17 protein-coding genes and 2 pseudogenes are annotated in these 22,734 nt (G+C 49.3%); 15 read left to right on the forward strand and 4 right to left on the reverse strand.

What is annotated here, in order from left to right; translation table 11 throughout:
• Position 1: 1 nt before the first annotated feature.
• The 8 genes and pseudogenes from GN112_RS23875 to GN112_RS34530 all read left to right on the forward strand — a co-directional run bounded on the left by GN112_RS23875 (position 2) and on the right by GN112_RS34530 (position 6,901).
• On the forward strand, positions 2-1,189 hold the full coding sequence (locus tag GN112_RS23875; protein WP_155312490.1) for a hypothetical protein: 1,188 nt from the start codon (positions 2-4) through the stop codon (positions 1,187-1,189).
• Between the two features lie 254 nt (positions 1,190-1,443).
• Positions 1,444-1,581 (forward strand): annotated as a pseudogene (locus tag GN112_RS23880) (methyl-accepting chemotaxis protein); the annotation flags it as partial.
• 358 nt (positions 1,582-1,939) lie between these two features.
• Entirely contained in the window at positions 1,940-2,503 is a 564-nt protein-coding gene (locus GN112_RS23885; RefSeq protein WP_155312491.1) for a cache domain-containing protein, read from the forward strand.
• Positions 2,504-2,739: 236 nt separating this feature from the next.
• On the forward strand, positions 2,740-4,437 hold the full coding sequence (locus tag GN112_RS23890; RefSeq protein WP_231717116.1) for a methyl-accepting chemotaxis protein: 1,698 nt from the start codon (positions 2,740-2,742) through the stop codon (positions 4,435-4,437).
• Positions 4,438-4,623: 186 nt separating this feature from the next.
• Positions 4,624-4,722: pseudogene (locus GN112_RS35405) on the forward strand (methyl-accepting chemotaxis protein); the annotation flags it as partial.
• A 244-nt stretch (positions 4,723-4,966) separates the two neighbouring features.
• The gene (locus GN112_RS23900) at positions 4,967-5,359 is read left to right on the forward strand and encodes a hypothetical protein (protein WP_155312493.1); all 393 of its coding nucleotides are present in this window, start codon (positions 4,967-4,969) and stop codon (positions 5,357-5,359) included.
• 34 nt (positions 5,360-5,393) lie between these two features.
• Positions 5,394-5,618 (forward strand): hypothetical protein, encoded by a 225-nt coding sequence (locus GN112_RS23905; protein ID WP_155308746.1) that lies wholly within the window; start codon positions 5,394-5,396, stop codon positions 5,616-5,618.
• A 47-nt stretch (positions 5,619-5,665) separates the two neighbouring features.
• Entirely contained in the window at positions 5,666-6,901 is a 1,236-nt protein-coding gene (locus GN112_RS34530) for a hypothetical protein (protein WP_231717117.1), read from the forward strand.
• Here GN112_RS34530 and GN112_RS23915 read toward each other — a convergent pair.
• The 3 genes from GN112_RS23915 to GN112_RS23925 form a co-directional block, all read right to left on the reverse strand.
• Positions 6,888-7,868: an ISAzo13 family transposase gene (locus GN112_RS23915; protein WP_162458776.1), complete on the reverse strand. Its 981-nt coding sequence runs from the start codon at positions 7,866-7,868 to the stop codon at positions 6,888-6,890. The genes GN112_RS34530 and GN112_RS23915 overlap by 14 nt on opposite strands.
• Positions 7,869-7,888: 20 nt before the next feature.
• A complete protein-coding gene (locus GN112_RS23920) occupies positions 7,889-8,626 on the reverse strand; it encodes a hypothetical protein (protein ID WP_155309062.1) in 738 nt (245 codons plus the stop codon).
• 354 nt (positions 8,627-8,980) lie between these two features.
• Entirely contained in the window at positions 8,981-10,300 is a 1,320-nt protein-coding gene (locus GN112_RS23925) for an IS4 family transposase (RefSeq protein WP_155309411.1), read from the reverse strand.
• Positions 10,301-10,433: 133 nt separating this feature from the next.
• Between GN112_RS23925 and GN112_RS23930 the strand changes: the two genes are divergently transcribed.
• The 5 genes from GN112_RS23930 to GN112_RS23950 all read left to right on the forward strand — a co-directional run bounded on the left by GN112_RS23930 (position 10,434) and on the right by GN112_RS23950 (position 19,105).
• Entirely contained in the window at positions 10,434-12,386 is a 1,953-nt protein-coding gene (locus GN112_RS23930; protein WP_231717118.1) for a methyl-accepting chemotaxis protein, read from the forward strand.
• Positions 12,387-12,604: 218 nt separating this feature from the next.
• The gene (locus GN112_RS23935; protein WP_197743386.1) at positions 12,605-14,077 is read left to right on the forward strand and encodes a TolC family protein; all 1,473 of its coding nucleotides are present in this window, start codon (positions 12,605-12,607) and stop codon (positions 14,075-14,077) included.
• A 164-nt stretch (positions 14,078-14,241) separates the two neighbouring features.
• On the forward strand, positions 14,242-14,985 hold the full coding sequence (locus GN112_RS23940; RefSeq protein ID WP_162459088.1) for a PhnD/SsuA/transferrin family substrate-binding protein: 744 nt from the start codon (positions 14,242-14,244) through the stop codon (positions 14,983-14,985).
• A 101-nt stretch (positions 14,986-15,086) separates the two neighbouring features.
• Positions 15,087-17,228: a sensor histidine kinase gene (locus tag GN112_RS23945; RefSeq protein WP_155312495.1), complete on the forward strand. Its 2,142-nt coding sequence runs from the start codon at positions 15,087-15,089 to the stop codon at positions 17,226-17,228.
• Positions 17,225-19,105, forward strand: coding sequence for a putative bifunctional diguanylate cyclase/phosphodiesterase (locus GN112_RS23950; protein ID WP_155312496.1), 1,881 nt, complete (start codon positions 17,225-17,227; stop codon positions 19,103-19,105). Before GN112_RS23945 ends, GN112_RS23950 begins: the two co-directional genes overlap by 4 nt.
• A gap of 68 nt (positions 19,106-19,173) precedes the next feature.
• Here the strand turns inward: GN112_RS23950 and GN112_RS23955 are convergent, their stop codons facing one another.
• On the reverse strand, positions 19,174-21,510 hold the full coding sequence (locus GN112_RS23955; RefSeq protein ID WP_155312497.1) for a histidine kinase dimerization/phosphoacceptor domain -containing protein: 2,337 nt from the start codon (positions 21,508-21,510) through the stop codon (positions 19,174-19,176).
• Positions 21,511-21,700: 190 nt separating this feature from the next.
• On the opposite strand from GN112_RS23955, the gene GN112_RS23960 reads away from it, so the two are divergent.
• Positions 21,701-22,321: a HAMP domain-containing protein gene (locus GN112_RS23960; protein WP_155312498.1), complete on the forward strand. Its 621-nt coding sequence runs from the start codon at positions 21,701-21,703 to the stop codon at positions 22,319-22,321.
• Positions 22,276-22,527, forward strand: coding sequence for a hypothetical protein (locus GN112_RS23965; RefSeq protein WP_162459089.1), 252 nt, complete (start codon positions 22,276-22,278; stop codon positions 22,525-22,527). Before GN112_RS23960 ends, GN112_RS23965 begins: the two co-directional genes overlap by 46 nt.
• Positions 22,528-22,734 lie beyond the last annotated feature (207 nt).

Genomic DNA, 22,734 nt, shown 5'->3' on the forward strand with positions numbered 1-22,734 from the left:
AATGAAAAATAAAACGATTGTGATCTTATTAATTTTGTTGACGGCCGGCTCGGGATTGACGATGAATGTTGCCGGTGCGGCCACCTTGGGTGGCGTGGACATCCACGGATTCATTTCCCAGGGCTTTCTATATAGCAATGAGTACAACTACCTGGCCCACAACAGCAAAGACGGCAGCTTTGAATATAACGAAATAGGTGTCAATTTTAGCAAGCAATTGACCGATAAGCTGCGTGCCGGACTGCAGCTGTTCTCCCGCGATGTGGGCGATGCCGCCAACAATAAAATCACCTTGGACTGGGCTTATGGCGACTATCGTTTTCAAGACTGGCTGGGCATACGGGCCGGCAGGATCAAACTGCCTTTAGGCTTGTACAACGAAACCCGGGATATGGACATGCTGCGTACCAGTATCGTCCTTCCCCAGGGGATTTATAATGACTTGACCAGAGACACCCTGATTGCCGTAAATGGTGCAGGCCTATACGGGGATGTGGATTTAAAGATTGCTGGCAGTCTCAATTACCAGTTTATCGCTGGTAGTCTGAATATAGATAACGACAGTGGCGTTGGTAAAGCATTCGATAATGGTTTTGCCAGTTCGGGATTAAGGGTTAACGGTGATATGGATTCAGATACATCCTACATTGGAGCCCTTCGGTGGGAGACGCCGATAGACGGTCTTAAACTGGGGTACACTTATTTCCATGCACCTGCTGATACTCCCGTACTGGTAGGCGGTGTTATGGAGGCCACTTTATCGAATACCTTTCAATTTCATGTCGGTTCGGTTGAATATACGTGGAACAATCTGGTTTTATCGGCCGAATATATGCAAAGGAAAACGGATTCCGAGGTGTTGGGTACGGATTCAACCGCTAAAGCTGAAAGTTATTACTTGATGGCCTCCTATGCGTTATACGACTGGATGACCCTAGGCGCTTACTATTCGGTGTATTACCCGCATAAGGACGACAAGGATGGCGATGATCTGGCCATTGACCATAATGCATGGGAAAAAGATCTGGCCTTGACGCTACGCTTCGATATTAACGATTATATGGTTTTTAAAATTGAAGGGCACGCTGTCGACGGTACAGCCAATGTCCTAGCGGCTGACAATACCGGCAATGACTTCGACGAGTCGGACTGGTATTACGGTGCCGCTAAAGTGACTTTTAGTTTCTAACCCATACCCCGTTGTTGTACCATCACCTGTTTTTCTCTCTATTCCCTTCATCAGTTGGTAAAAAATAAGGGGGGGTGCCCCCCCTTACCCAATCATGCCTTTACCATGATCGCATATGGATAGCTGGTAAACGTTCACTGAGTCAAACCCGTATTCACTAAATATAGGATAAGCCAGGCAGAGAGCTATAGATAAAAGTTATAATTGTAATTGTTTCTTGGAACGCTTCTGAGTGACTATGGTGTTTAAGATTTGGCAATGCCGCCCAGGGTATCGGGAAAGTGGTAGAGACAATTACCGAGATATCGGAACAGGTCAACTTGCTGGCGTTGAATGCGACCATCGAAGCAGCACTGGCAGGAGACGCCGGAAAAAGTTTTGCTATAGTAGCAAAATAGTACCCACTGTGTAAAGAGAAATCAAGTTTGGTATGAATGGGTTAGCGCTTGGTTCCGCCGCTGACTTCTATCCAGGTCGTTATTTATTGACTCAACTTCGTTCTCATATCACCCCAAATGACAGGAATATCCTGTAATTAAACTGTCCTTTTTCCGAAATCTATTTTTCTCATCATTTCCTTGAGTTTGTTAGGCTGTGGCCGAATAGAAGTCCATTGCTTGCTGTTGATAAAAAAAGCCATTTAAATTCTTTTAAATGCAAGCTCTTTCCCGAAAAATAATTGGCCAAAGCATAGCTTTTTGTTTCCATAAACATAAACATAAACATATAACGAATAGGGAGAGCATTAACATGAGTAGACAAAAAACGATAACCATCGCCATTGTTTTTGCAGTTGTTTTTTCTTGCGGTTGGGCGGTCGCCGAAGAAGCTCCGCAACAATTGAAAAATATGGCCATGGGCGAGTTTGCCCGGCTCGGCACGGACCCAGTCATTGTGGCGGTGGTCAAGGCCGAAAACGCAAAAGGCAAGACCCTTGATAAGATCAAAGCCAAGGACCAGGAATGGACAGCCACCCCGGGTATTGCCGACTATATGAAAGCGTTGATGGATTCGCCGTGCGGCAAGCACTTGCGTGAGATTCAACAATCGGCGCCCTACTATGCCGAGATCTTCGTCATGGACAACCAGGGGGCCAATGTCGCCATGACCGATAAGACCTCCGATTACTGGCAGGGTGATGAAGCCAAATTCCAAAAATCATTCAACGGTGGAAGCGGTGCGGTATTCGTCGATGAGGTCGAATTCGACGACAGCAGCCAAGCCTATCTATGTCAAGTATCGGTTCCGGTGATGGATGGCACCAGAGCCATCGGCGCAATTACCATCGGTGTCGATATGGATCAGCTTCAATAATGGGGTCTCCAATCACTGAAAGGCCTCGATTACTCGGCCTTTTAATCCAATGCAAGTGTGACCATCACGGTTGGTGGTACAGATGATGGGCCTGCAGCAGCTATAGCATTCAAGATAATGTTTTTGGGCTGCGTTATCGGTCGTCGCGGTATGGGTTATACAGCTTCCTCCCTCTGGCCTTGCCAAAAACATTATCTTAAAAACTATATTTCAATATGAATGACGAAGGACAATTAATGAATCGATTTAGCATTATTCAAAACTTGAGGATTCGTAGCAAGCTTACCCTCAGCTTCTCCATCATGGTTGCCTTCATGGCCGTTATCGGTTTCTTTGGCTATCGGGCCACCCAACATGTCATGGAGGACCTTAATGATATCTTTGCCGTCCGCTTGCCGGCCATCGATTTTCTGATCGAGGCGGACCGCGATCTGCAGCAACTCCTGGTTGCCGAGCGATCGATGATCTTCGCCAACGTCAAATCGGATGCATTCAAGGAATTGGTGGGCGAATACGAAAATAACCTCAAACAAGCTGAAGAGCGATGGGGAAAATTCAAGATGTTGTCGGCCACACCGGAGACAAAGGCGATATTTCCGGAATACGAACGAGCGCGAAAAGAGTGGATGACCATTTCACGACAAATCGTAGACAACCGACTCGCCGATACACGCCAGGGACGTCGCACTGCCCTTGATCTTTCACTGGGTCTGGCCAAGACAAAGTTCGAGCAAATGCGCGATCATCTGGACAAATTGACGGAGATCAGTCTGGCAGAGGCCGACAAATCACAAAAGGATGCTTTACGTAGCTATCGTCACGCCATTATTGTATTGTTATCCGTTTTGGCGGTGGGAATCTTGATGGGTATTGCAATGGCCTGGTTTATCGGCAACAGTATCATACGGCCGGTTAACGCGGCAGTCGACGGTTTAAAAGACATCGCCCAGGGCGAGGGCGACCTGACCATGCGCCTTGCGGCGACCAGCCGCGACGAGGTGGGAGAATTGGCCCGCTGGTTCAACATCTTCATAGAAAAACTGCAGGGCATCATCAAGGATATCGCCGGCGGAGTGGAAACGCTCTCCTCCTCATCCACCGAGCTGTCCGCCATCAGCGAACAGATGACCCAGGGCATCACCAATGTCACCGATAAATCCAACACCGTTTCCGCCGCCGTCGAGGAGATGAGCGCAAATATGAATAATATGGCCGCGGCCCTGCAAGAGCAGGCCACCAACGCCAACGTGGTGGCCACGGCTGCCGAACAGATGTCGGCCACCATCGGCGAAATTTCCCAGAATGCCGAAAAAGCCCGCGGCATCTCCGACGAGGCATCACATAAGGCCTCCAGCGCCTCTACCAACATGGATCAGCTGGGCGCGGCGGCCGATGCCATCGGCAAAGTCATCGAGACCATCACCGACATCAGCGAGCAGGTCGACCTGCTGGCCCTCAACGCCACCATCGAGGCGGCCCGGGCCGGCGAGGCCGGCAAGGGCTTTGCCGTGGTGGCCAACGAAATCAAGGAACTAGCCAAGCAGACCGCCGAGGCCACCGGCGATATCAAGGAAAAGATCGAGGGCATCCAGGGCACCACGAACATGACCGTGGGCCAAATCGGCGAGATCACCCAGGTGATCACCGATGTCAACGACGTGGTGGCCACCATCGCCACGGCCGTGGAAGAACAGTCCGCGGCCACCAAGGACATCGCCACCAACGTGGCCCAGGCTTCCCAGGGTATCCAGGAGGTCAACGAGAATGTCAACCAGAGTTCGACGGTGTCGGCCGAGGTTTCCCAGGATATCGCCGGGGTCAGCGTGTCCATGAACGAGATGTCCACCAGCAGCAGCCAGGTCAATCTGTCGGCCCAGGAATTGTCCAAACTGTCGGAAAGCCTCAAGCAAATGGTGGATCAGTTTAAAATTTAAAAAATTAAACCAGAACGCCGCTGAGCGTGAAGAAACTGGTTGTAACTCATTTCGAATTGGATATTCGAAACCGGATTTTGAATCCATGGACAGCCCTTTCAAGGTAGTACTATCGAGGGCACGTTAACTAAGGGCTGAATCCATGGGTTAAACCAAAGATGCCGGGGAACGGATGACGACCCTGGCAAAGTCACCGAGGCGATCACTGAGATTTCCGAACAGACCAATTTATTGGCGCTCAATGCAACCATCGAAGCGGCCCGAGCCGGCGAGGCCGGAAGAGGTAATTTCGTTGCGCAAATGCCGAGAGACTTCGTTGACTGCACGTTGTCCATTTATAAATGAGACATATCCGGTGACAGCAGTGGTAAAAAGGACCAGCAGAACAAATACCGCAATTAGTATCCATTGAATGGGATAGCCATTGTAAAAACAACCAAAGTTAAGGCTTCAGCTATGGCAATGCTTACCAATATACGATTTTATATATACTAAATAACTGCGGGATAAAAGGTAGGAGGACCGTACTATGTCTAAGAAATTCAAGCTCAAATTCAAGCTCCTGGTCGCTTTTCTAAGTGTCGGGATCATCCCTTTTGCCGTGATGGCAATAGTGGCCTTGAACGAGGCAAACTCGGCCCTCCATGACCAGGCTTTTGCCCAAATGGAAAGCATGCGGGATGTGAAGAAAGGACAGGTATTAGACTACCTGCAGACCATTAAAGATCAGGCGCTTACTTTTTCAGAAGACCGCATGATTATCTCCGCCATGGATGAATTTTCCACGGCGTTTAAAACCTTTCGAGCTGTGCGGACCATGCCCAGGATGGATATTGCACAAAGGGCTAACCAAAAATTAAGATATGAAAATAGGTTCGGAATTGACTGGACATCATTAAAGATAAATGCGATGTTTTGGTAGATCACTATCTCAAACCCCGAGACGGAGGCTACCAATGAGCAAATACAAAATCGAAGTCATGGTGAACCTGGTTGAATGTGATGAGGAAACGGACGATAAGCCCATTGAACTGGAAGATGGATGTTATCAATACACTGTAAACGCTGATGCCGGTGAAAATATAGACGACTGCGAAATAGCAATTTTAAATACGGCATACCCTGCAATAAGAGCCGCCATAGCACGACACATGGAAAAGGTGTCTAAAAAAAAGTCCTGACTTTCAGTGGGGCTAATCAAATTGAGGTAAATGAAAGCCCATATCTGGTGGATGGCGCCGTGGGGCGTTTTGCGTTTGAAACCCACTTCGCATTTGATGAAAATGGCGTTCGGTTTGACAGTAGTCAATCGATATTTGCCCCATTAGGAACGAATCAGTTTTATTTGACCACGGGCTTTAAGGAACGGGCCATGATTATGGGTAATACGGAAGGATCCTTCCGGAAAACATCAAAATGGCTCAACTTCATACGGCACCAAATAGAAGGCGGTACGCCACATCGCACATTGCATGATCAGACCCAGAAAGAAGGTCGGGAATTGATCGACCATTTAAAGCAAAAGGCCGATGATTTGAATCATGGCAACTTCAGCGCTGACGGATGTTGTATCAACCCAGATATTCCCAGGGGCGGAGAACCGATATCAATTCCCATGGATGAAGTTCACAAGGCCCTTTCTAAAGGATCTTTCGACTATAATCCGATTGAACTGTTGAATAATCCCGTCATTTACGAAGAACCCAGTCAAACGGTCAACATAAGCATAGACGACGTAACCCCCAAAAGGCAGAAGGGTACACGAGAAAGCCCAAAAATCACTGAGCATACGCGAAAATATGTACATGATACCGTATGCCACATTGAACATGGAGGCCCAAAATACGTATTGGCAGCTGATGGCACCAAATCATGCTTGTGGTTGCTAATCGCGTTTCTTTTGTCAAATTTTCTATTCGGCAAACGTCTTCAGATTTTTACCGACGGCCATAAGGCGCTAAATGCTGCCATCGTCAAGCAATTTGGTTGGTACAATAATATGCAGATTGTTCTTGATTGGTTTCATCTATGCAAGAAGTTCAAAGAAGAATTGAGCATGGGGATGAAAGGCAGAAAGTTGAGAAATGAAACGCTTCGCGCGGTTATGCCGTTGTTGTGGCACGGCCTTACAAACAAGGCCATATCATATCTTGAAAACATCCCGGCATCCGAAATCAAGGATGAGAATCATATTCAAAAGCTCATTGACTATTTGGGTCGGAATAAATCCTCGATTCCCAACTATGATATGCGCAAACGGTTAAATCTTCGGAACTCGAGTAATGTGGGTGAAAAGATGAACGACCTCGTCGTTTCAAATCGCCAAAAGAAGAATGGAATGAGTTGGGCGAAGAAAGGCTCTCTCAATCTGGCTATCATCACAACTTTGAAAATCAACGATGAGTATCACAATTGGTTCAGCAATAAGGAAGTAAAATTTAGCTTAGGGTTCAGTCAGAAATAAGTTCACATTTTAAAAGTTCTTCCCATCTCATAGCTTCTGCTTTTGCTGTTGGACATGAGGGCTTGATCGTATAGTTCCAATTGCCCAATTCCTTGTTCTTTGAAATATTGAGGCTTTTGAATTCCTTGTCTGGGACTTTTATCCCTTTGGCATATTCTCGCTCGTCAAAATATGCCTTGATTTGAAGCCCTGTTTCGGTATCGGTATCATTAATAAAATTGAGCATGATATCAAAACTTTCTAAAGGTATCCCGGCCCAATTTTTACTGATTTCGCTAAACATTCGATGCTCCACCGGGTTCCATTTGCTTGCTCCTGTCGGATAGTGCGAAACCGAAATTTCAAGACCATGCCCGTCGGCAAGCCGGTGCTGAAGAAACTTTTTAAATGCACGTGGCCTGGCTCCATTGCTTCCGCCGCTGTCGGCTAAAATTAGAACGCGTTTGGACCTTGGATATTGATGCTTGCCAGAACTCTGCCACCAAGTAGTGATGGCGTTGACCGCAAATTCAGGTGTATCTGCCGACTTTCCGATCACCACCACACCTTTGTTGAGCCCGACGTCATAGATGCCATAGGGGGAAGCTATACCCAATGCCTCGGATCGGAAGTCGTGATCTTTGACCTTGGTGGCTTCGTCGCACCACACGCGACCATTATTTTTGAACAAGCCGATCAATTCCTTCTTTTTCGTGTCCACGCTGATGATCGGATCTCCTGTCGCGCTGAAGTTTTCCCGAAGGCGCTTGATGATGTCGAACTGCTTGTCTCTGTCTGGATGCGATCCGGCCGAAAGGGCTTTGTTGTTGGCCTTCAATGAATAATCGAGCTCGTCTAATAGTCGCCGAACGGTTGCCGCCGACACGCGGATATCGAGACGTCTTTCAAGCAAGCGGGCTATCTTTGCCGGGGTTTGACGGGTCCATTTTCTCCCCGTGATCGGGTCTCCGGCGGTGTCGTATTCCAAAAGATTTCTGATCTCCTCGATCACTTCCGGTGTTTTTTTTCCACAGGTTTTCTACCGGCCCCTTTCTTGCGGGTGCGATCGACAACAATGTCTTGGTCAATGAGTTCCCGGCGGCCCTTGGCAACGGTTTGAGGATGCAGCCCCAGCAGATCCGCAATGCGCAGATCACCTCCATGACCCAGTTTTAACGATTCAAGTCCGGCGAAAAGTCGCCGCTGCTGTTCATCAAGAATGCTGACGAATAAGATAATCGCTGCTTTGACTTCGTCCGAAAAGTCTTCGGTATCCGAAAGCTTGACCCGACGAGCCAGCAATTGTTGCCTGCGCATAGAAGCATCGGCTGCGCAGTACAGGTAAACGCCGGAGACTTTTTTCCTATCGATTTTGCCTTTTTTTATCAGACGTAAAAGCGATTCCTTAACACTAACGGCCAACAGCGCTTCAAGTTCTTTGGCAAAAAAACCTGCTTCCGATCCTGCTATCAAGTGCTCAAGAGTTGAAAGCAGGTTGCCATGCTGTGAAAAGCATACAGACAAGTGACACCATAGGCCGTTGTCGTCGAACTTGGCGACTTTATCCAGGGTGTAGTATCTGCCCCCATGTGAGTAACTTGATCGATACGACAATTGTTTAAGTTTTCTAAAAGCCGTCATATCGACATCGGTGCCGAGCACTGTCTTAATCTCTTTTAACGTGCTGATTTTTTGACGTATTAAAAACTGCTCCAGGTCTTTTGATTGATATTTTTGAATGTTCATAATGTTATAGTGTCAACTTTAAATTGTTATATAGTTGACACTATAACATTTAAACCGCAGAGCGTCAAACAATCAAAGTCCTGTAACGCACCATATTTTAATAGTTTATTGTCGCAAACAATATTTTTAATAGATATTTGGATAAATTTAAAATGTTAGCATATCACCTTAATAGACGAAGTTATTTATAGGCTGTTCCTTAGCTGCTTGACCATTTAAGATATCTTCGTCCGCACAGATCGAAACCTTTATGGAAGAAAACGAATTGAGTGACCAGAGTGCAGCCGAGCTGCGCAATAAGCTGGGAACCTATTACAACCAGGATTTCAGCACCTCTTATCCAATGTCATAAAGTTAACGACAAGGCTTGTATTGCATGTGATGTTCACGCTTAGAGACCTTGTGCTCACGCTTAAATTTTCGTCCCGGCCTGATAGGCTCTGTTGCAGCTTTAAATAATTCATGAAGGCTTTGGATCAATTTTAATACAATCTCGGGAGGTCTTTCAAAAAGCAAAAAAAGCGTATCTTTGGATTTTGAAAACATTTGCGTCATGTTTAATTGATAATCGTACTTTTTCTCCATGCTTTCGAGTTCTATATCTGCCTGTGCAGGAGAGGCAAGGATCGTAGCAAGATTTTTTGCGAATACCTTTGCATGAAAGTCTTGATAGACAGACAATTCGGATTCGCCTGAAAAGTTTCCGATTTCAATACGCTCTTTCATAAAAAGGTAATCTGTTTCTACTGGCCAGCGCTTGTGATACAGGTCTTTGAAAATTTCCTTCGGATATTTTCCCTCATCGGTAAGAGAGGTGATCAAAACTTCAATTTCGCCTGAATCAAGTTCTATGCGTATTAGGCGCAAGCGAAGCGGCGCTGTGTCCAAGCCCATTTCCGAGCATTCTTTGATGGATTGATGCGAAGCATTTATGTCAACAATATCCTGATCAAGGCCGGATTCGATGAAGGATTGAACAATTTTCCATCTTTTTGAAATCCTGGCGCAAAAGTTTCCACCTTGAGAGAGAATGAGGTTAAAAACCCAATAAGCTGGATAACCACGGTCCAACAAGAGAAGGTCGTTTGGGAGTAAGTTGAGCATATGATCCCGCAATAGTTCTCTCTCGCCGATGCAGTATGGTTTTATAAAAGCTTCGATGGTAATTTTATTCAAGACATCAAACATTTGTGAAACACGGGCCATGGGGCACGGAGGGCCGTTCTTGGGCTTCATTATGCCGAAATGCTTCCGTATTTCTTCGTATTTGAAAAGCTTTAGAGTCGATCCATCTATCGCAAGCAAATTGAAACCATGCCATGTTTTGACGCTTTTGTAATTGTCATAGAAAAACTCCAGAAGATGGCGGTTGAATTCTATAAAAGTGGACGACTTGAGTTTTTTACGAGCCAAACAAAGCGCCATTTTTGTAACCATTGCAACAGGGACATCCAATCTGAATAGCGCCTTATGAAAGTGGTCCAGTTCATCTTGATATGATCCTTTGATGAAGTTAATGAGATAGAGAAAAAGCGTTTGAAATGGTAATTTTCTGTTTCGTGTAAAATCTTTTTGGGACTTTTTGTGCCGATTGACAAAGTCCTCTGAGTGAAGAATTTTTTTTAGATAATCAACGGTTTTGGCACAGGTTTCGGAAAGCAGTCTCCATGCCAACTTTGCTCTGCTTCTTGAAAGTTTTTGACATTATTTTCTCCTTTTGCAATAGGTAATTCGAGACTGAAATCGGCCACAATGTAACACCATACCGATGTATATTCAATGGTTTATCGCTTTACTTCTTAACTTTATGACATTGACCTCTTATCGGGAACAGAACAACGGGCAATCGCCAACAGTCAACACCATTATCGGCCAACTCGACAGTAGTACAGTGGCCCTTCAGTACCATTATATCAAGGCGAACCCTCACCCGTTAGGTTCCAAGGATGCCCTGGATCGTGCAAATGACAGATCCCGGTATAGTCAGCTTCATGCGCAGTACCATCCGATCATTCGAAGCTATCTACAGAAATTCGGCTACTACGATATTTTTCTGGTAAACCCGGATACCGGGAAGATAGTTTACTCGGTGTTCAAGGAGCTTGATTTTGCAACATCATTGACCAACGGGCCTTATGCCGGTACCCATTTCGGCGAGCTCTTCCGTAAGGCCAATGCCGCCAACTCCGCCGATACGGTAGTCTTCGCCGATTTCAAACAATATTTTCCTTCTTACGAGGCGCCAGCCGGTTTTGTGGCATCGCCAATATTCAGCGGGGGACGAAAGATCGGTGTCCTGATGTTTCAGTTTCCGATCGATAAATTGAAAAAGATAATGCAGGAACGGGCCGGCATGGGCAAAAGCGGTGAGACCTATCTGGTTGGCCAGGATCGGTTGATGCGATCGGATTCCTATTTAGACCCGGAAAACCATTCTGTGATAGAATCATTTCGTCATCCGGACAAAGGGAAGGTGGATACCGAAGCCTCCCGGGCTGCTTTGGAGGGCAGGACCGAAGAGCAGATCATCATCGACTATAACGGCAACCCGGTTCTTTCCGCTTATACGCCACTGGAATTCGAAGGCCTGAACTGGGCATTGCTGGCCGAAATCGACGAGGCCGAGGCGTTTGCCGCGATCAACGCCCTTCAATGGGTGGCCCTCATCGTCGGCGCTATCGGCATTGCAGCCATCGTTGGCGTCGCCTTGTTCGTGACTCGGGCCATTGTAGGGCCGGTGCAGGGGGTGGTTGCCAACCTCACCGATCTAGCCGAGGGCGAGGGGGATCTGACTACTCGTTTGTCAGTTGCCACAAAGGATGAAATTGGTGACCTGGCCCAACGCTTCAATGAATTTATGGGCAAACTGCACGCCATGATCAAGGATGTCACCACTGGCGTACAGACGTTGTCCTCCTCTTCCACGGAATTGTCGGCGATTTCCCAGCAGATGTCGGCCAGCGCCGAGCAAACATCGGGCAAATCCGAAACCGTGGCTGCAGCAGCAGAGGAAATGAGTGTCAATATGAGCTCGGTGTCTGCTGCCATGGAGCAATCCAGCACCAACAGCGGTATGGTGGCTTCGGCCGCCGAAGAGATGACCGCAACCATCAATGAAATAGCGAAAAACGCCGAAAAAGCCAGGGTGATTTCTGATCAGGCGGTTTCCCAGACCAAAGATGCCGGGGAACGGATGACGACCCTGGGCAAAGCTGCCCAAAGCATCGGCAAAGTCACCGAGGCGATCACCGAGATTTCCGAACAGACCAATTTATTGGCGCTCAATGCAACCATCGAAGCGGCCCGAGCCGGCGAGGCCGGAAAAGGATTCGCCGTAGTCGCCAACGAGATCAAGGATTTGGCCAAGCAGACCTCCGACGCTACCTTGGACATCAAACAGCAAATCGAGGGCATCCAGGGATCCACTAATGGCACGATCGAGGCCATCAATCAGATCGGCACGGTGATTGATACGGTCAATGAAATCGTCGCCACCATCGCGACCGCTGTGGAAGAACAATCCATTTCCACCAAGGAGATCGCCGAAAACATAGCTCAAATTTCACAGGGTGTCGGCGAAGTTAATGAAAATGTCGCCCAGAGTTCAAGCGTCGCGGGTGAAATCACACAATCGATCGGCGAGGTCAATCAGTCCGCTGGTGAAATGGCAAGCAGCAGTTCGCAGGTTCGCCTGAGTGCCGAAGACCTCTCCCAACTGGCCGAAAAGCTCAATATTATGGTGAGGCGGTTTAAAATATAGATTTATATCGGAGGTACAAACAACGGCATCGCTTTGAATGACATGTTTCTATAACCGCTCAGATTTTCCCGATTGCTGTAGCCCTCCGTTCATCAATGCATGCACCGCAGCCCTAAAGTTTGATGCAAAAAAACCTATAATGTAACAAACCTGACAACAATAGTCTTGTTTGCTGACTGCTCTTAAGCAACTGAAAATTATCGAATAGGGAATTAACCATGGTGTATCGAATTTTGCTGGGTTGTGCGGCGTTCATTTTTTTTATCATGCCAACCCTTTGTATCCCGCCGGCTTCGACTTCGGCACAAACGACATTGGAACAACGGGACGGTAAGATCATAAAGACGGCGACACTGGAAGCGTGCATTCAAACAGCGCTTCAAAACAACCACCGTCGTCCGGCCTCACGCTATGCCGTGAAGATGGCCGAGGCGCAGCACCGCCAAGCCCTTGCCGCGTACTGGCCCCAGGTGAATCTGCAGGCGGGATATCAGCGTATGGATGAGTCCCAGAATTTCCTTTTCCCCGCCTCGGAGATGGCAATGCCCATGGGGGGCAGCATTCCCGTTACGATTCCGGGAGTGGGAACGGTTCCCGCCAGTTCATTTTCCGTTCCCGAGCAGGATGTGAAACTGATGGACGAAGACTCCTACAGGGCGTCCCTGGAAGCGACGTGGCTTTTGTACGACGGGGGAATGCGGAAGGGGTATCGGGAACAGACCGGGGGGCTGGTAAAAGCGATGGAACAGGAATCCCGCCGCACTGACCTGGAAATTGTGGACAGCGTCAAGCGTTTCTATTATGGCGCGGTGCTGGCGGCGCGGCTGCACCAGATAGGAATGGACACCCTGGCACGGATGGAGGCGACCCTCGATCTCACCGAGGCGATGTATAAGGAGGGCAGCGGCAGAGTCAAGAAGACCGACTTTCTTGACAACAAGGTGATGGTGGAATCGATTCGCGCCATGGTGGCCCTGCTGGAGAAAAATGAACTGATGGCCAGGGCCGCGCTGGCGAACACCATGGGGATGTCCTGGAAGGAAAGCGTGATCCCTGTTGATATGGAACTGCCCTATAGGCCTATTTCCATGCACCTGGACAGCCTGGTGAGCACTGCCTACCGGTTCAGTCCGGACTGGGCCAAGGTGGATGCCGGTCTTCTGGCCGCCGAAGGTGCTGCGCGCACCGCCAAAAGCGGATACTTCCCGAAGCTTGCCCTGACCGGGGAATTATTCAAATGGTGGAACGATTATGATGCCGGTATGGCAACCGACCGCAACAAGGAAGGCTGGAATATCGGTGTCGGGGTTGAATTTCAGCTCTTCAACGGCTTTTTGACCAAGGGCAAGGTGGATGCAGCAAGGGCTCGGATAGCCAAAATCAAAGCGGAGCAAATTTTGCTCAAGGAAGGAATCGGCCTGCAGATCAAAGACACGTTCCTGGCGCTCAATGCGGCTCAGAAAGCCTACCAGGCCACCCACGATGCCATGACCGCGGCATTGGAAAGCCGAGATTTAAATACCCGGGCCTACCGGAACGAACTGGTGGAAACCGAGGACGTCATCACGGCCCAATTGATGGAGGCGCTGATGTCCGCCCAACATTATAAAACCTGCTACGAGCATGTGGCCCTTCTATCGCAGTTGGACCTTGTGGTCGGGGCTGAAGTACTCAAAACGATTGAAAAATGAAAATAATAGGCTATCTATTACTGATCTGCATTTTCCTTACCGGGCATGCCCTATGTTCCCAAGGCCAAAATGATGGGACGATTCGCATCGGTGTGTCTGCCAGCGGGTTTGATAACCTCAATGCCAACGATATCGCCGCAGCGCTCAAAGTCTGGGGAAACACCGTGGGCGGGGAGATGGGCCTGACTCAAGTCGACGTGCGCCTTTTTCCACGTCATGTTAATGAATTACGCGCGGCCGTGGATGAATACCGGCCGGATGGAATCTCCGTAACCGTACCGGAGTACTTAGACATCGGTCTGAAGGTGCCGGAGGTATACATCGCCGCTAACGAAAATGGCCCCGCCATTTCCTATGTTGTCATTGTGGGAAAAGAAACCGGTATTTCGAGCCCGGAAGATCTTTCCGGGCGCAAGCTGGTGATAGGCAAAGACCGGCGAATGGATCTGGCCCGTCCCTGGTTGCAGACGCTGATGACGGACAAAACTGGAAAACCGCACCAATCGACATTCCAGACGCCGAAGGTTGTGGAGAATCCTTCGAAGGCAATTCTTCAGGTGTTTTTTCGCCAGGCCGATGCAGCGCTGGTCGTCTCCGAAGCCTTCGACCTTGCGTGTGAACTCAATCCCCAACTGCGAAAAAAGCTAAGGGTGGTGGCGGAGTCGCCGCCTTTTATTACCGCCCTTTTTGTCTTCCCCCATAGGGTTGATCGGACTCAAAAAACGAACAAGCTGAAACATGCGATCCTGAATCTGTATTCCAGCCCTAACGGCAGGCAGGTACTGACCGTTTTTAAGAGCAGCCAGATAAAAAGATATCCCGTATCGGTTCTCGACAGCACGATTCAATTTGTCGAACATTACCGACGCGTGGTGACCGGAACATCGCCATTGGAGACTCGGCCTTGACAGCTTCTGCATCAACGTTAATCGCCAAGCCGGCACCTTCCGAAAGCAGGTTCGTTTTAGGTATTGCCCCGCGCATTGCCTTGATGTCCTGGATATTGGCCATGGTCACGCTGATCATTTTTATTGCGGTAATCACCCCCCAGCAAAGAAAAACATTTATCGATCAACTGGAATCCAAAGCCACCAGTGTGGCACTTTCCCTGCAAAATGCCGCCGCCGGTGCTGCGATCAATGAAGATTATGCCAGCGTTATCAGTTCCGCCCAGACCATGCTTGAAGGCGACCCCTCCGTCGATTTTGTCATCGTGATGAAAAATGACGGGTACGCCCTTGTGATCGAACAAAACAGCTGGCGGGTTGACGAACAGGCAGACGCCTACTGGCTCGATCGCGAACGGGTGACTTCAGGCAAAATCGCTACGGTTCCTTTTTTCAACCGGCGGGTTTTTCACTATGCAAAACCCTTCGGCTACTCTGGCATTCATTGGGGCTGGATCCACGCCGGGCTTTCCCTGAAGGACTATGACCGTAACATCCATTCCCTCACAAAAAGCACCCTCATCCTTGCGGCCGGATGCATGGTTTTCAGTTTGATCATATCCTGGTTCTATTCCCGGCATGTTGTTCGGCCCGTTCTTCGCCTGCGCGGCATCGTCCGACAGATCGCCGACGGCGATCTTTCAGTCCGGGTGGATCATATCAAGCGCGACGAACTGGGCAGCCTTGCCGATTCAGTGAACACCATGACCGACGCGCTCCTGCGACGGGACTTGATACTGGAAAGCATCCGTTACGCCGCCCAGTTGTTTTTACACAGTTCCGACTGGAAGACCGCCATCGGTTTGGTGCTGACCAAAATCGGTATGGCAGCCGGTGCCAGCCGCGCCTATGTTTTTGAAAACCAAATGGATGATGAAGGCCGTCTGCGTGCATTCCAGAGATATGAGTGGACAGCCGACGGGGTCGGTTCGCAGTTGAACAATCCGGAGCTGCAGGGCCTGCCATATGCGGATTCCGGCTTTGGACGATGGGCGGAAATCTTTGGCGCCAATGAAATTGTCAGCGGCATCGTTGCCAAAATGAGTGACGACGAGCGTGCCTTGCTTGAACCCCATGGCGTCCGCTCCCTGATCGTCATCCCGATTTTTGCGGAAGGATCGTGGTGGGGAACTATCGGTCTGAACGATTGCAACCTGGAACGGATCTGGACCGATGCAGAAAAGGACAGCCTGCGTGCCGGTGCGGACATGCTCGGGGCCACCATTGCCCGCCAGCGGGTTCAGGAAAAATTGATGGAGTCCAAGGAGACACTTGAACAAAGGGTTCGGGAACGCACGCGGGAGCTTGAAATACAGATCGCCGCCAAGGAAAAGGCGATGCAGGATCTGGCCGAGACACAGAGCTCCCTGTTGGAGGTTTCCCGGGCTGCAGGTATGGCCGAGGTGGCGACCGGCGTGCTACACAATGTGGGCAATGTCCTGAACAGCGCCAATGTTTCCTGCACCCTGCTCACGGATCAGCTCCGCGAGTCCCGTGTCGGCAACCTGGCCAGGGTGGCGGATATGATTTCAGAATCCGATGGGAACCTGGCCCACTTTTTCTCGGAAGACCCGCGTGGCCGGCAAATTCCGCAGTACCTTGCATCCCTCGCCATTGCGCTTTCGGATGAGCATGAGGTGATGCGACGGGAAACCGAGGCGATCCAGGGCAGGATCGGACATATCAAGGAAATCGTGGCCATGCAGCAGAGTTACGGCCGGGTTTCCGGCGTCAGCGAGACCATTTCCGCCGAACAGCTGATGGAAGATGCCCTCAAACTCAACGCCGGCGGATTGACCCGACACAAGGTTTCGGTTCGCCGGCAGTATGATTCGATACCCCCGATTACCGTGGATAAGCACGCGGTGCTGCAAATCCTTTTAAACCTGATCAACAATGCAAAATATGCCTGCACGGAAAGTGGCGAAAAAGAAAAAATCATCACGCTGAAGATTCGCAATCAACATTCCGATCGTATTCGAATACAGGTTGAGGACAACGGTGTGGGGATTTCACAGGAAAACATGCCCCATATTTTCCAACATGGATTTACGACGAAAAAATCAGGCCACGGCTTTGGTCTTCACAGCGGTGCCCTGTCCGCGCGAAAGCTCGGTGGCAATTTGAGCGCTTCCAGTAACGGCTCCGGATGCGGCGCCACCTTTAGCCTTGAATTACCCTGCCGCCCAGGAGAAAACGGATGATATCCAACAACAAACCAACCTACCGTCTTCTGGTAATTGACGATAACCCATCGATCCATGAGGATTTTCGCAAAATATTGGAAAAACCCTTGAAATCGAAAAGCGATCTGGGGGAGCTGGAATCTGCGCTTTTCGGAACCGAAATCAATACGCCGGCGATCACCCAATTTGAGATCGATTACGCGTCCCAGGGAAAGGAAGGCGTGGAATTGGTCGAGCGGGCGCTTTCGGAAGATCGCCCGTATGCGCTGGCATTCGTGGACGGCCGTATGCCCCCGGGCTGGGACGGCATCGAAACCATCAGCCATCTCTGGGAAAAATGCCCGGACCTTCAAGTCGTTCTGTGCACGGCCTATGCGGATTACTCCTGGCAGGAAATACAGCGCGAGCTGGGTGAAAGCGACAGCCTGCTGATTCTTAAAAAACCGTTCGACAACGTGGAGGTGCTTCAACTGGCCCACGCACTGACCCGCAAATGGGAGTTGAACCGTGAAATCCAGGGCCGTCTCAATCAACTGGCTTTTTTCGACAACCTGACCGGTCTGCCCAATCGGGTGCTGTTTCTCGACAGACTGGATCAGGTGCTTGAAAATGCCCGCCGCTATGACCACAAAAGCGCTCTGTTGTTCATTGACATGGACAATTTCAAACGGATCAACGACACCCTGGGGCACGGCATTGGCGACGATTTGCTGCGCACCACGGCCCAACGCCTGACCCGGTGTCTTCGGGCTTCGGATACGGTGGCGCGCACCATGGAAAATGGTATCGCCGCCCGTCTGGGGGGGGACGAATTTACGGTGATTATGCCGGTTCTGGAAAATAATGAGGATGCAACGTTGGTGGCCCAGCGGATCGAGGAGCAGCTCGCTATCCCCATGGATCTGAGCGGCCACCGGGTCACCGTCACGCCCAGCATCGGGATCGCGATCTTTCCCAAGGATGGCGAAAATGCCGAGGCACTGCTGAAAAACGCCGACCTGGCCATGTATTTTGCCAAACGAATAGGCCGGAACACATTCAAATTCTATCATGAATCCATGAATGCGTCGTTATTGAAGCGTCTGACGATCGAGAATCATCTTCGGCAGGCTATTGAAAAAGGTGAATTTACACTGCATTACCAACCTCAGGTAGAATTGGTTTCCGGACAACTGAGCGGCATGGAGGCGTTGCTTCGCTGGCATAACTCGGAACTGGGCAATGTCCCTCCCCTGGAATTCATTTCGGTTGCCGAGGAAAACGGGCTTATTCTACCTATTGGGGAATGGGTGTTGAGGGAAGCCTGCCAACAGGCAACCATTTGGATCAAGCAAGGATTGCCGCTGCAGCGCATGGCTGTCAATCTTTCGGTAAAGCAGCTTTCACAGCCCGACTTCATCGAAACGGTACAACACATTCTCATCGAAACCGGTTTGGAGGGGCATCGGCTCGAACTGGAAGTCACCGAAAGTCTTCTTGAAAGCGATCCATCCCGTTTCATCGAAACCCTTACCGCGCTTAAGGACATGAATATCCGGATTGCAGTGGATGATTTTGGCAACGGGTATTCAAACATGAGCAGAATGAAGGAAATGCCCTTTGACTGCCTTAAGATCGACCGCTCGTTTATAAACAATATCGGTAGCGGCAGCATGGGCCGATCGATTGTCAGCACGATCATCGCCATGGCGAAAACCATGGAAAAGAGGGTGATCGCCGAAGGCGTGGAAACGACCTCCCAAGTCGATTTTCTGAGGATTCAGCAATGCCATGAAGGTCAGGGTTACCTTTTCAGCCATCCGTTGTCTTCCAAGCATGCCGAGGATTTTTTACGGCAGCGCCAATCATTGTCGAATCAGAGAAATGGCACCGATGATGTAAAACCCTTTTCGTGAGCACAATTGAGCGAAACTTGAGAGTCGTTAACGCTTGGTTCAACTCGTGGTCGTTGATATATTTCATTTTACTTTTGTTTCCACCGGATAACTGTTTTCAATCCCTGCTCAGATATGATCTCCCATTTTCCTTTCAATTGCTCAACCATAAGTAAGATCAGACGCAGACCCAATGTGCGGGGCGTTTTCCACTCCAGTCCCTGGGGGATACCGACACCGTCATCCCATACGCTGACTACGATTTCGTCTTCCGCCATCAACTCGGAAGACAGGAAAATCGTTCCCTTCCTCCGGTCAGGGAAAGCGTATTTCAATGCATTGGTGACCAATTCATTGACAATCAATCCACAACAAATAGCCTGGTCGATATCCAGATGAATCTCTTTTATACTATATCGGATGGAAATATGATCGGCATCGGTTGCGTACAGCGACATTAGATTTAATACAATCTTTCGAATATAATTTTCAAATTCAATGACCGAAAAGTCTTTTGTCTGATAAAGGGTTTCATGAATCGAGGCCATGGCCATAACCCTTGTCTGGCTTTCAATCAGCGGAGTCCTGACTTTTGGATCGGTGCATTGTTTGGCCTGAAGATTCAGCATGCTTGATATGATCGCCAGATTGTTCTTTACGCGATGGTGGATTTCCTGAAGTAAAATTTCTTTTTCTTTGAGAGCTCTGTGAAGGCGCTGTTCGGTATGTTTACGATCCGTAATATCCTGGTGCATCCCTAATGCACGAACCGGCGCGCCCTTTTCGTCCCGGGTAAATACTTTCCCTGAATCAAATATCCATTTCCACTCACCGGATTTGGTACGCAGACGGTGTTCTGTCTGGTAATGGGAGGTGCGTCCCTCCAGATGGTCATTCAATCTGTCCATAACGGAGTCGACATCGTCGGGATGCATTAATTTCTCCCAACAGCTCACATTGGGTTCGATTTCATCCAAGCTGTAACCGATCATTTCCGCCCAGCGTTCGTTGAATATGACTTTGCCCGTTTTGATATTCCAGTCCCATAGCCCAAGGTTGGCTCCTTTCAAGACCAGCTCCAGCCGTTCTTCACTGCTGCGAAGTGCTTTTTCCGCGTTGTTATGCTCCACGATTTCAGTTTCCAGGCGTATTACAGACTGTTGCAACTGGGTCGTCATATTGTAGAATGATTTCGTCAATTCACTGATTTCCAGCAAATGGCTGTTATCGGAAATCTGTGTATGCCACTCGCCCCTCGAGAGCGCCTGGGCCGTCGCGTTCAGTTGTGACATCGGATGGCTGATCCAATACGCGGCAATGAGACCGGCACCCATAGCGATCATCATGGACAAGACGATAAGGAGTAGGGTAATTCGGTTGCTGTAATGAATTTGGTCCATGAAATCCGCTTCGGGAATCACGACGACGACAAGCCAATCGAGATCGTATTTGTCTTTTATCGGGGAGACTTGTAGGCAATGACGCTTGCCTTGAATTAAAAAATTCAGATGCTGGGTATCCGTAATCGAAAAATGTTCTCCGAACCGTACGGATAATGCCTTTGCGGCATAACGAACAATTGGGTTTTGGCTGTCAAGAGCATGGTGCCGTTTGAGTGCTATTTTTGTGTCCGTGCTGTCGAACGATTTTTGTGGTATGGATTCTGCGACCACCAGCCCGGAACGTTCCATGATAAATGCCTGCCCCGTTTTACCGATGCCGAGACGTCCCAAAAAGTCGTTGATGTGGGACAAGAAGAGATCCACCGCAACGACACCCAACAGTTGCTGCTGTTGGTCATAAACAGGATAGCTTGCCGTTGTGACCATGCCCTGCCCGGTGAAGAGAACGCAAATATCACTCCAAGCAGCCTCCCCTTTTTTAACCGCACCCGTATACCAGGGGCGCGTCCGCGCATCGAAGTCTGGGATCGCCAGTAATTCCCGGGTGGGGTTGCCTAAATTATCAATGGCAAACTTTCTGAAGGGGCCTTTCTTGAAGCCATCTGTTGAAATTACATATAGATCGCCTGCAGGATTTTCACGACCGGCATTGACCATCCCACCTGCGGTGTTGCCAAAATAGATGCTTGTCACCGAGCTGTATATTTTAATCTGATTCCAGAAGTTATGTTCCAATGCCGTGACATCGTAAAACTTAAGTTGGCGAATCATGCTGGCATTCAACTGATTGATACGATGGGCATTCGCTAAAAAAGCAGCCAAGTGATCCTGAATGCGGGAGGTAATTTCGTTGCGCAAATGCCGAGAGACTTCGTTGACTGCACGTTGTCCATTTATAAATGAGACATATCCGGTGACAGCAGTAGTAAAAAGGACCAGCAGAACAAATACCGCAATCAGTATCCATTGAATGGGATAGCGATTCAATGGCTTATTTGACAATGGGTCATGGTCATCATTCATTGTAAGGGGCCTTCTCTATCTCAACAAATTGAATTTAATTTGGATAACAAAATTTAAAACTGATTATAGGGCCTAGGTGAAGAACTCTCAATGGTCAAATGGGGTCGTCCATTAATGGGCGACCCCGGATCCAGAGGTTTTCGCCTACCGCCTCGATTTCCATTAATCGCATTAGCAGGAACGGGCCGGCATGGGCAAAAGCGGCGAGACCTATCTGGTGGGCCAGGATCAGCTGATGCGATCGGATTCCTATCTCGATCCGGAAAACCATTCGGTGGCTGCATCATTTCGCCATCCGGACAAAGGGAAGGTGGACACCGAAGCCTCCCGGGCTGCTTTGGAAGGCAGGACCGAAGAGCGGATCATCATCGACTATAACGGCAACCCGGTTCTTTCCGCTTATACGCCACTGGAATTCGAAGGCCTGAACTGGGCATTGCTGGCCGAAATCGACGAGGCCGAGGCGTTTGCCGCGGTCAAGGCCCTTCAATGGGTGGCCCTCATCGTCGGCGCTATCGGCATTGCAGCCATCGTTGGCGTCGCCTTGTTCGTGACTCGGGCCATCGTAGGGCCGGTGCAGGGGGTGGTTGCCAACCTCACTGATCTAGCCGAGGGCGAGGGGGATCTGACTACCCGTTTGCCAGTTGCCACAAAGGATGAAATTGGTGACTTGGCCCAACGCTTCAATGAATTTATGGGCAAACTGCACGCCATGATCAAGGATGTCACCACTGGCGTACAGACGTTGTCCTCCTCTTCACCGCTGTGGAAGAACAATCCATTTCCACCAAGGAGATCGCCGAAAACATAGCTCAAATTTCACAGGGTGTCGGCGAAGTTAATGAAAATGTTGCCCAGAGTTCAAGCGTTGCGGGTGAAATCACGCAATCGATCGGCGAGGTCAATCAGTCCGCTGGTGAAATGGCAAGCAGCAGTTCGCAGGTTCGCCTGAGTGCCGAAGACCTCTCCCAACTGGCCGAAAAGCTCAATATCATGGTGGGGCGGTTTAAAGTATAGACAACGGAGAATCAACCCCAATATTGCACAATATACTGCGTGAACAGCGTCATGATCATGGCCCTTATCGTTTATAATTCAAACCCATATCGAGCAAATTGCTCATCCGATGGGAGCGCCGTGATTCCAAGCAATTCACATGCTTCATTTTTTAAAAAAGAGGAGGGCGCTATGCGCTGGCTTTTGATCTGCCCCTCCTGCCACAAG

It is taken from the genome of Desulfosarcina ovata subsp. ovata (assembly GCF_009689005.1).
Lineage (GTDB): Bacteria > Desulfobacterota > Desulfobacteria > Desulfobacterales > Desulfosarcinaceae > Desulfosarcina > Desulfosarcina ovata.